Origin of the sequence: Lentibacillus sp., from assembly GCF_035301675.1 — a bacterium.
GTDB lineage: Bacteria > Bacillota > Bacilli > Bacillales > Amphibacillaceae > Lentibacillus.
Genome location: NZ_DATGTT010000061.1, coordinates 1 through 9,158 on the forward strand (window position 1 = coordinate 1; position 9,158 = coordinate 9,158).

8 protein-coding genes are annotated in these 9,158 nt (G+C 41.3%); all 8 read left to right on the forward strand.

Annotated elements, in window-relative coordinates; genetic code table 11:
- The coding region (locus tag VK097_RS10785; RefSeq protein ID WP_324211819.1) for a PTS transporter subunit EIIC at positions 1–438 on the forward strand (438 nt) is incomplete at its 5' end.
- Positions 439–497: 59 nt separating this feature from the next.
- Positions 498–809 (forward strand): PTS lactose/cellobiose transporter subunit IIA, encoded by a 312-nt coding sequence (locus VK097_RS10790; protein ID WP_324211820.1) that lies wholly within the window; start codon positions 498–500, stop codon positions 807–809.
- Between the two features lie 17 nt (positions 810–826).
- On the forward strand, positions 827–2,215 hold the full coding sequence (locus tag VK097_RS10795; RefSeq protein WP_324211821.1) for a glycoside hydrolase family 1 protein: 1,389 nt from the start codon (positions 827–829) through the stop codon (positions 2,213–2,215).
- 20 nt (positions 2,216–2,235) lie between these two features.
- Entirely contained in the window at positions 2,236–3,558 is a 1,323-nt protein-coding gene (locus tag VK097_RS10800) for a 6-phospho-beta-glucosidase (protein WP_324211822.1), read from the forward strand.
- A gap of 41 nt (positions 3,559–3,599) precedes the next feature.
- A complete protein-coding gene (locus tag VK097_RS10805) occupies positions 3,600–5,540 on the forward strand; it encodes a BglG family transcription antiterminator (protein ID WP_324211823.1) in 1,941 nt (646 codons plus the stop codon).
- Positions 5,541–6,051: 511 nt separating this feature from the next.
- Positions 6,052–6,822, forward strand: coding sequence for a GntR family transcriptional regulator (locus VK097_RS10810; RefSeq protein WP_324211824.1), 771 nt, complete (start codon positions 6,052–6,054; stop codon positions 6,820–6,822).
- 22 nt (positions 6,823–6,844) lie between these two features.
- Positions 6,845–8,467, forward strand: a complete 1,623-nt coding sequence (locus VK097_RS10815; protein ID WP_324211825.1) for an arylsulfatase — start codon at positions 6,845–6,847, stop codon at positions 8,465–8,467.
- Positions 8,468–8,706: 239 nt separating this feature from the next.
- Positions 8,707–9,158, forward strand: a 452-nt coding sequence (gene dctP / locus VK097_RS10820; RefSeq protein WP_324211826.1) for a TRAP transporter substrate-binding protein DctP, incomplete at its 3' end; no start/stop codon positions are given.

Consider the following 9,158-nt stretch of genomic DNA (forward strand, 5'->3'; position numbering starts at 1 on the left):
ATGACACTTGCGGTTGTCATCGGGATATTCCTGATTGGACGAAGCCGGCAGTTGAAAGAACTCGGCAAGTTGGGTGGTCCACCGGGTATCTTTAACGTGAACGAACCGATTATTTTCGGGCTGCCCATCATCATGAATCCGCTGGCAATCATTCCTTGGCTATTGGCGCCGGTAGTCATTACTGTCATAACGTATTTTGCAATGGCGACAGGACTGGTGCCGAAACCGGCCGGGATTATCGTTCCGTGGACGACACCGGTTGGAATCAGTGGCTTTATGGCGACGGGGAATGCCTGGCAGGGGGCAGTTTTGCAATTTTTTAATATGGCAGTCGTATTCCTGATATGGTGGCCTTTCCTGAAAATCCTTGATAAAAATTACTATGAATCAGAGGAAAAAGAGGAAAATGATCAGACAGATTCAGCAGCAAATCAATAATGACCTTGTTCTTTCACAGGACCTATAGGAAATTTTATCTTCTTTAGAGGTGAGTACACGTGACAACCAACAATATAACTGAAACAGCTTTTCAAATTATCCTTTATGCCGGCAATGGCAAGTCCAATGCAATGGAAGCCATACAGGAAGCGAAAGATGGGAACTTTGTAAAATCGGATGAGCTGATGGAAGCAGCCGGGGAGGAACTTAATAAAGCACACGATTATCAAACAAAATTGCTCCAGGGTGAAGCGAATGGGGAAGAGTCCCCATTAAACCTGATGCTTGTCCATTCCCAGGATCACCTGATGACGTCTATGACGGTTAGGGATCTTGCAGTCGAACTTGTTGAAATCTATCGAAATAAATAGAAGGGCGGTAATATACTATGACACTGACATATCAATTTCCGGAAGGTTTCTGGTGGGGGAGCGCAACTTCAGCTACGCAAATTGAAGGTGCTGCTTCAGAAGGCGGTAAAGGCAAAAACATTTGGGATCATTGGTATGAAACGGAATCGAATCGTTTCTTTGAAAATATCGGACCGGAAACGACGTCGGATTTCTATCATCGCTACAAAGAAGATATTCAACGGATGAAGGAAATCGGCCATAATACCTTCCGTTTCTCGATTTCATGGGCAAGGCTGATTCCCGGCGGGCGCGGCGAAGTCAACGAGGAAGCTGTCACATTTTACAACAATGTCGTTGATGAGCTTCTGGCCAAAAACATCGAACCTTTCGTCAATCTGTTTCATTTCGATATGCCGCTGGAATTGCAGAAAGAAGGCGGCTGGGAAAGCAGAGAGGTAGTAGACGCCTACGGTCAATATGCGGATGAATGTTTCCGGCTGTTCGGTGACCGCGTGTCGAAATGGTTCACGTTCAATGAGCCGATTGTACCGGTCGAGGGCGGTTATTTGTATGACTTCCATTATCCGAATATTGTTGATGCCAAGCGTGCTTTCCAAGTTGCGTATAATACTATGATTGCACATGCAAAAGCAGTTGAGGCTTTCCGGAAGCATGGTGTGGAGGACGGGGAGATTGGGATTATCCTTAATTTGACACCGTCATATCCGAGAAGCCAGAACCCTGCTGATTTAAGGGCATCACGAATTGCGGATTTATTTTTCAATCGCAGTTTTCTGGATCCGGCAGTTTTAGGCGAATATCCGCAGGAACTGATTGATCTGATGCAGGAACATGGACACCTGCCTGAAACGGAAGAAGGTGACTCAAACTTATTGAAGGTCAATACAGCGGATATCCTGGGCGTTAACTACTATCAGCCGCGCCGTGTCAAAGCAAAAGAGAGCCTCCCGAATCCCTATGGACCGTTTATGCCGGACTGGTTCTTTGACATGTACGAAATGCCCGGACGGAAAATGAATCCATACCGCGGGTGGGAAATTTATGAAAAAGGTGTTTATGACATTATGATGAATCTGAAGGAGAACTATGGCAATATTCCATCATTCATATCCGAAAATGGCATGGGTGTCCAGAGTGAAGAGAGGTTCATCGAAAATGGCGAGATTCAGGATGACTATCGGATTGAATTTATCCGTGAACATTTGAAATGGCTCCATAGGGCGATTGAAGAGGGAGCCAATGCGAAAGGATACCACCTCTGGTCATTTATGGATAACTGGTCATGGATGAATGCGTACAAAAACCGTTACGGCTTCTACTCAGTTGATCTGGAAACAAAAGCGCGAACGGCGAAGAAAAGCGCACATTGGATAAAGTCTGTTGCTGAAAATAATGGTTTTTAATCAGGAGGTGTCATTAAAACATGGATGGTATTAAAGTGGTAACGATAGGCGGCGGTTCCAGTTATACGCCGGAACTTGTCGAGGGGCTTATCAAACGGTATGATGAATTGCCTGTCAGGGAATTATGGCTTGTTGATGTCCCCGAAGGCAAAGAAAAATTGGAAATCGTTGGTGCGCTTGCAAAACGGATGGTTGAAAATACGGGAGTTCCGATTGATGTCCATCTGTCATTGGACCGGCGTGAAGCATTGCCCGGCGCTGACTTTGTTACGACACAAATTCGGGTCGGCCAACTGGAGGCACGTGCCAAAGATGAATCAATTCCCTTGAAATATGGTGTCATTGGGCAGGAGACCAATGGCCCGGGCGGTTTATTCAAAGGACTAAGAACGATTCCTGTGATTTTGGATATTTGCCGGGACATTGAAGCGCTTTGTCCCGATGCATGGCTGATTAACTTTTCCAACCCTGCCGGTATGGTAACTGAAGCTGTGCTGCGACACAGCAATATCTCAAAAACAATCGGCTTGTGCAATGTTCCTGTCGGGATGCGGATGGGTGTTGCCGAGATGCTCGATGTCAATGCTGACCGGGTACAAATTGATTTTGCCGGATTGAATCATATGGTGTACGGCTTGAATGTCTATCTGGATGGCAACAATATAACAGAAGATGTGCTCGATAAATTGGTAAGCGGTGAAGGGCTGACGATGAAAAACATTGTTGACCTTGGCTGGGAACAAGATTTAATTAAAGGGTTAGGTGTTTTGCCATGCCCATATCACCGTTATTATTACCAAACAAGCAAAATGCTGGAAGAGGAACAAAAAGATTTTGCGGAAAAAGGATCTCGGGCCCAAGTCGTTCAACAGCTTGAACAAGATTTGTTTGAACTTTATAAGAATCCGGATCTATCGGTGAAGCCGGAGCAGCTGGAAGAACGGGGCGGTGCTTACTATAGTGATGCAGCCTGCAGTTTGATCAATTCGATTTATAATGATAAACGTGATATTCAGCCAGTGAACACACAAAACAATGGCGCCATTGCAAGCATTCCGGACGACTCAGCGGTTGAAGTGAATTGTGTCATTACGAAAGACGGTCCGCGGCCTATTGCTGTCAGTGACTTGCCGGTCGCTGTCAGGGGGCTCGTCCAGCAAATCAAGTCTTTTGAACGTGTAAGTGCCGAAGCAGCTGTAATGGGCGATTATCATAAGGCGATGGTTGCCATGACGATTAATCCGCTGGTTCCGTCTGACTCAATTGCCAGAGATATTCTCAATGAAATGCTGGAAGCGCACCGCGATTATTTACCACAATTTTTTAAAGCTGCCACGTCATAAGAGAGCTTCGGAATTCTTAACGGAGCGCAAGGAGAAGAAACATGATGCTGAATGCCAGAATGAAAAATATATTGCGCGAATTGATGGCACTGGAGTCACCGATAACAAGTGATTATCTGGCCAATATCAATCAGGTCACATCACGGACGACGAGAAATGATGTAAAGAACCTGAATGCCATCACTTCGGAATACGGTGCGGCAATTCATACTGTCATGGGAAAGGGTTATCAGCTTGAAATCAAAGATGATCATCAATTCAGGCATTTCCTCGGAACCGTCTTTAATGAAGGTGTGTCGGATAACCGTCTGACCCCCAGTCTACCTGAAGAGCGGACGGCATATCTGATCAAACGGTTCTTGCTCAGTAATTGTTATTTAAAATTGGATAATCTGGCTGATGAGATTTTCGTCAGCAAATCGACTATTCAAAATGACTTAAAAAACGTCAAGAACGTACTGCAAAATTATAATATCCATTTAAAATCCAAGCCGAATCATGGTTTGAAAGCTGTCGGTAACGAGCTGAAACTCAGGTTTTGCATGGCTGAGTATATCTTTGATCGGTCTGAAGAGCTGGGTGACAAACTGCCGGAGGAACTTTTTTCTTCTTTAAATAAAAAAGATATGGATGCCGTGCTTGACATTATTGTTGAAGAGATCGATACAAATGACATTACATTGTCGGATATTGCCATCAATAATCTTCTGATCCACATTGTTATCGCGTATAAACGGGTCCGGGAAGGCTATCACGTTTCCCTGTATCACACAGACTTTGAAGAAATTGCCGGACAGATTGAATTTCAAGTAGCGGAGTGTATTGTTAAAAAAGTCGAGACGGCGTTTGGTGTCACTTTCCCGGAAGAAGAAATCGCTTATGTGGGCATTCATTTATTGGGGACGAAAATGGTATCAGCGCCAGGAGCAAATGATGAAAAAACGATTAGCCATCTGATTGAACCGGATACGTATCAGCTGGTGAAAGCAATTCTTGATAAGATAGAAGATAAAATGAAGCTGAAGTTCAATCGGGATCAGGAATTGATTATGGCCCTCGGTTTGCATTTAAAACCTGCTATTAACAGGTATAAGTATGGGATGAATATCCGTAATCCTATGCTGGATGATATTAAGCGTAATTACCCCTTGGCATATGAAGCCGGAATCATTGCCGGTCTGGCGATTGAAGAACAAACAGGTTCAGAAATCAATGAAAATGAAATCGGCTATTTGGCATTGCATATCGGAGCGGCTATGGAACGCCGCAAAATGGATGCTGGTTCTAAGCGCTGCCTGATCGTCTGTGCGTCAGGTCTTGGCAGTGCCCGTTTGCTGTATTATCGGATCAAGTCAAAATTTGAAGGCAAACTGGACGTGATCGGAACGACTGAATATTATAAACTGAACGAGTTTGATATGAATACGATTGATTTTGTTATCAGTTCCATACCGATACCAGCAGAGATTTCGGTGCCGGTAATTGAAGTGAATTCCGTCCTTGGTAAGCAGGATATCGAGCATATTGAATCGTTCCTCATGGAACATGAGCAATCGATTCATGAATATTTTCAGCCTGAATTGCTGCACTTTAGGAAGGACTTCGGTTCCAAAGAAGAAGTACTGCTCTTTTTGTGTGGTTATCTACAGGATAAGGGCTTGATTGATGATGAATTTCTTGATGCTATTTATGAGCGGGAGAAAGTTGCCCCGACCGCTTATGGCAACCTTGTTGCTGTCCCTCATCCGATTTCACCGCATTCGGACGAGACATTTTTATCGGTTTGTACACTGGAACATCCGATTAAATGGGGGGGCCACCCTGTGCAATTTGTTTGTGTGCTGAGTGTTAAACGAAATAGCATGGAAGATTTGCAGGCAATGTATGAACTGCTCGGCCAAATAATTGATAGCCGGGCTCTTGTTCAAAACTTGATCAAAGCAGAATCATACGATGAGTTTTTGAAGGTATTGCTGCGGTAGGGCTGGTGCCTGTCACTTCCCGAATTTTGTCATTTTATGTCGAGTAAATTAATTCTATTGATTTAACTATTTAATGGATAACACTGAAGCAAAGGTAGAAGCCGAATTGCATCAGGAATTGATCAACGAAAAAATGACTTACCGTAAACATCCGCGTATAAGCGGGTGTTTTTTAACTTCACTTCTGATACCGTCACTTCCTGTAATTAGTCTGTTCCGTTGCCGTACTTTTGTACCATTTTGGATAAGGTATCTTAATGATTGAAGAAATTACGACAATTTAAAGCCAACTAAAGTATATAATGCCGCTATTCAGGACGGAGACTTTAATTCAGCCGAAAAAGACAACAGGGGGGACAAAAGGTAGTATAAATTCAATTAATAGCTTATAAATATTTTTTATAATAAAAATAACAACAAATATTGAAACGCTTTCATATATTGTTATAATAATAGGACAAATTATAATACAATTAATACTTAGAATTTTTGTAGAAGTGGAGATAAAAAAATGGAAAAAAATTTAAATTTAATTTATCAGGAACTTAATCTAAAAAATGGGATCCCATTACAATTGCAGGTTAGGGATATTATACGGGAGGAGATACTGAACCGAAAATTAGTCGATGAGTCCGGGAAAATTGCAACTGAACATGAATTAATGAAACGCTTCAGTGTTAGCAGAGTAACAATAAGAAATGCTTTACAGATGTTAGTTGAAGAGGGATTTATAAAGAGAGAAAGGGGGAGGGGTACTTTTATTAAAACCAATCATCCTGAAAATTGGAACGGACGCTTACTAGGTTTTACTGAAATTATAAAGGAGTCTGGGTTCGCTCCCAGTGCTGAAGTAATTAATTGCGGTCCCTTAAGTGAGTACAATGACGATTTCACTATAAGTAAAGAAAAGCTAAATACAAGTGATATTTGGAACTTAACACGTTTGCGCTTTGCTGACGAACACCCAATAGCTATCGAATATGCTTATTTTCCTTTAAATTATGGCGTTCTTTTGAAAGAACAAGACTTGCAATCTATTGCTATTTATAAATTTTTTGAGAACGAATTAGATGTATATTTGAAAGAAGCTAATCAAGTTATTAGTGCTGTAAACGCAGATCGGAAGTCATCAAAAATGCTTGATGTACAAGTTGGAGATGCCCTTCTATATATAGAAAGAACTACAAGCACGGAACAAGGCGAGCCTGTAGAGTATCTAAAAGCAATTTACAGACCTGATTATTTTCAGTATTTAATAAAATTAACGAGAAAAGGTATCTAACATTTTACATGGAGGTATTACGATGAACAAAAAACCAAATGTCTTATTAATTTTGAATGATGATATGGGTTATTCGGATATTGGGAGCTATGGTGGTGAAATTGAAACACCAAATTTAGATAAGCTTGCAGCAAATGGTATACGATTTACTCAATTCTATAATACAGCCCGCTGTAGTCCATCTAGGGCTTCGTTATTGACTGGTTTACATCCACATCAGACAGGTATTGGTATATTAACATATGATAGTGGACCTGAAGGTTATGCCGGCGATTTAAATAAGGAAAGTGTTACTATCGCCGAAGTATTAAAACATAATGGTTATAAAACGTATATGAGCGGCAAATGGCATGTGGCAAAAGATTTACTAGAGCCATCAGAAAACTGGCCTTTGCAACGAGGATTTGATGAATTTTTCGGAACAATAATTGGTGCAGGAAGTTACTATGATCCAAATACATTAACCCGGGGCAATGAAAATATTGAGCATGAAGTAAAAGGTGATAAGAACTTTTACTATACTGATGCTATTAGTGACCAGGCTGTACAGTATATAAAAGACCATGCAGAAAAATCACCGGATGAACCATTTTTTGAGTATGTAGCTTATACAGCACCCCATTGGCCTTTACATGCAAAAGAAGAAGATATGAAAAAATATAAAGGCAGGTTTGCAAAAGGTTGGGATATATTACGGCAAGAGCGACTCCAGAAATTGGTGGATATGGGGATTATTGATGGAAATTGGGAATTAACCGACCGTGACCCAAGTCAGCCTGCTTGGGAAAACGCGGATAAAAAAGAATGGCTTGAAAGGTGTATGGAGGTGTACGCTGCACAAATAGATAACATGGATCAAGGCATTGGAAGGATAATTGAAACCTTGAATGAAACGGGGCAATTGGATAACACTCTAATATTTTTCCTATCAGATAATGGTGCCTGCGAAGAAGATATTCCTTTAAATGTTTCAAAAGAAGAACTGGTTAATAAATTATTAATTGCAAAGTCTCAAACGAGAGATGGTAAAGAAATCTTTTTTGGAAATGATCCAAAAATAATGCCCGGTCCCGAAAATACCTATCAGAGCTATGGAACTGCTTGGGCTAATCTTTCCAACACACCGTTCAGGTTATATAAGCATTGGGTACATGAGGGAGGTATCTCAACACCATTAATAGTCCATTGGCCTAGAGGTCTGAGTGATAAAGGCACGCTAAGGCATACACCTGGTCAGTTGACTGATATTATGGCAACAATCGTGGATATCACGGAAGCATCATACCCAAGTTTCTATAATGGAAATGACATTCTTCCTATGGAAGGCAGAAGTTTGAAGCCAATACTTGAGGAGGACGATTGCAATGATACGCCTCTATTTTGGGAGCATGAAGGGAATGCAGCAGTCAGAGTGGGGAAATGGAAGCTAGTTAAAGAATATCCGAAGAAATGGGAATTGTTTAACATGCAACTAGACCGTACTGAAAAACATGACTTGGCAGACCAATATCCTGAATTTGTAAAAGAAATGACAGCAAAATATGAACGATGGGCAGAAAGATGCGGTGTAGTCCCTCGAGATAAAATTTTACGGCTTATGAATGAAAGTGGTGCTGACAAACCCTTCTGGGAAAAAGATAATTAAGACAACACATTAAGGAAGTGGATCTTGAATCATCGTGTGTAAGGTTGTAGTGCATCAGGTAGAAGCAATTCGCACATCGAAACTACTATGAAGCTTAATCGAAATAAAGGTTCTGAAACTACAGGTAACATGGTGTTTTTGAAAGGAGGCAGCTACCTTAGAAGCTGAATGGAAGTTTGTTGTCATAGTTTGGGTGTAGGTGAGATATTTTAAAATCCCTTATAGAGGAGAGGTTTCTCATGATCAAAAGGTTAATAGTTGTTTTGTTGTTTCTATTACTGTCAGGTATGTTATTTGGTTGCGTTGGGTCGGGAGGTAATAATGATGCTTCATCAGAGGAGGATAACTCGTCGGGAAATAGTAATTCTGGGGATGCGGAGTATCAATTTAAAGTGGCAAATGTGCTGGCTGAATCTGATGTATCAAGTTATGGTCTGGATAAATTTGAAGAGTTAGTAGAAGAGAAGTCAGATGGCAATATTCAGGTTGAAGTACTACATGGCGGTCAGTTGGGTTCTGGTGTTGAAACATTTGAGGCTGTAAAAAATGGAAATCTGGATATGGCAGCGGATTCATTTGCCAATCTAGCTAGTATAACACCAGCATTCGAAATGTTTCACCTACCGTTTTTATTTGAATCAAGAGACCAATTATTAAATGCAATAGATAGTGAGAAAATTAACCAGAAAAT